At 72.1% G+C, this 1,761-nt stretch carries 2 protein-coding genes; both read left to right on the top strand.

Going from position 1 to position 1,761, the window contains the following annotated elements; translation table 11 throughout:
• Positions 1-91: 91 nt before the first annotated feature.
• Positions 92-670: a 3-isopropylmalate dehydratase small subunit gene (gene leuD / locus D183_RS0114330; protein WP_017909609.1), complete on the top strand. Its 579-nt coding sequence runs from the start codon at positions 92-94 to the stop codon at positions 668-670.
• Positions 660-1,721 carry a 3-isopropylmalate dehydrogenase gene (gene leuB, locus D183_RS0114325; RefSeq protein WP_017909608.1) on the top strand — a complete coding sequence of 354 codons (1,062 nt, stop codon included), beginning with the start codon at positions 660-662 and terminating at the stop codon, positions 1,719-1,721. The genes leuD and leuB overlap by 11 nt, the downstream gene beginning before the upstream one ends.
• The last annotated feature ends 40 nt before the right edge of the window (positions 1,722-1,761 follow it).

Raw genomic sequence — 1,761 nt, 5'->3', positions numbered from 1 at the left:
TGCCGCCGCACGTGCCGCCCGCGGCGCTGCCGCCGGTGGCCGACGCCGCGGCGCCCGCCCCCGACTCCGCCGCTTCCCAGGAGACCCCGTGATGGTCGGCTTCGCCACCCTCACCTCGCGCAGCGTGGTGCTGCGCCAGACCAACATCGACACCGACCAGATCATCCCGGCGCGGTTCCTGTCCACCACCGAACGCGCCGGCCTCGGCCGCCACGCCTTCAACGACTGGCGCTGGCAGGCCGACGGCACGCCGAACCCGGAGTTCGCCTTCAACCAGGCGCACAACGCCGGCCGCCAGATCCTGCTGGCCGGGCGCAACTTCGGCTGCGGCTCCTCGCGCGAGCATGCGCCGTGGGCGCTGACCGACCTGGGCCTGCGCGCCATCGTCAGCAGCGAGATCGCCGACATCTTCCGCAACAACAGCCTCAAGAACGGCCTGCTGCCGATCGTGCTGGCCGAGGACGACGTGCAGACGCTGATGCAGCGCCCGGACGACGAGCTGACCGTGGACGTGGCCGCGCGCGAGCTGCGCACGCCCGACGGCCGCGTCTACGCCTTCCCGCTCGATGCGTTCTCGCAGACCTGCCTGCTCGAAGGCGTGGACGAGATGGGTTACCTGTTGCTGCGCCAACCCGACATCGAACGCTACGAGGCCACCCATGCACGCTGACATCGTCGTCCTGCCCGGCGACGGCATCGGTCCGGAAGTCGCCGCCGCCGCGGTCGCGGTGCTGCGCGCCGTCGCCGCACGCCACGGCCACGACTTCCAGTTCCACGAACACGACATCGGCGGCATCGCCATCGACCGCCACGGCGAGCCGCTGCCGGCGGCGACGCTGACCGCCTGCCAGGGCGCCGACGCGGTGCTGCTGGGCGCGGTCGGCGGACCGAAGTGGTCCGATCCCAACGCCAAGGTGCGCCCCGAACAGGGCCTGCTGGCGATCCGCCGCGGCCTGGGCCTGTTCGCCAACCTGCGCCCGGTCAAGCCGCACAAGGCGGCGCTGGACGCCTCGCCGATCAAGCCGCACCTGCTGCAGGGCGTGGACATCGTGGTGGTGCGCGAACTGACCGGCGGCATCTACTTCGGCGACAAGACCCGCAGCGCCAGCGACGCCAGCGACCTGTGCCGCTACACCGTCGCGGAAATCGAACGGGTGTTGCGCAGCGCGTTCCGCCTGGCCCGGCAGCGCCGCAACCACGTGGTCTCGGTGGACAAGGCCAACGTGCTGGAAACCTCGCGGCTGTGGCGCGACGTCGCCGCGCGGATCGGCCGCGAGGAATTCCCGGACGTGCGCCTGGAACACCAACTGGTCGATTCGATGGCCATGCACCTGCTGGCCAAGCCGCGCGAGTACGACGTGATCGTCACCGAGAACATGTTCGGCGACATCCTCACCGACGAAGCCTCGATGCTGGCCGGCTCGCTGGGCCTGCTGCCGTCGGCCTCGCTGGGCGACGGCCGCATCGGCCTGTACGAGCCGATCCACGGGTCGGCGCCGGACATCGCCGGCAAGGGCATCGCCAACCCCTACGCGACCATCCTCAGCGCGGCGCTGCTGCTGCGCCACTCGCTGGGCCTGGAAGCCGAGGCGGCGGCGATCGAGCAGGCGGTGGATGCCGCGCTCGACGCGCAGGCGTTCACCGCCGATCTCGCCGCGCCCGGCCAGGGCATCTCCACCGACGCTGCCACGCAGGCGGTGCTGCAGCGCCTGCAGACCTGATCCGCGGCGGCGCACCCGCGCCGGCCGTCTCCCGCCCGCC

Source organism: Xanthomonas sp. SHU 199 (assembly GCF_000364665.1).
GTDB lineage: Bacteria > Pseudomonadota > Gammaproteobacteria > Xanthomonadales > Xanthomonadaceae > Xanthomonas_A > Xanthomonas_A sontii.
This window is presented reverse-complemented; position numbering and strand designations above follow the sequence as displayed.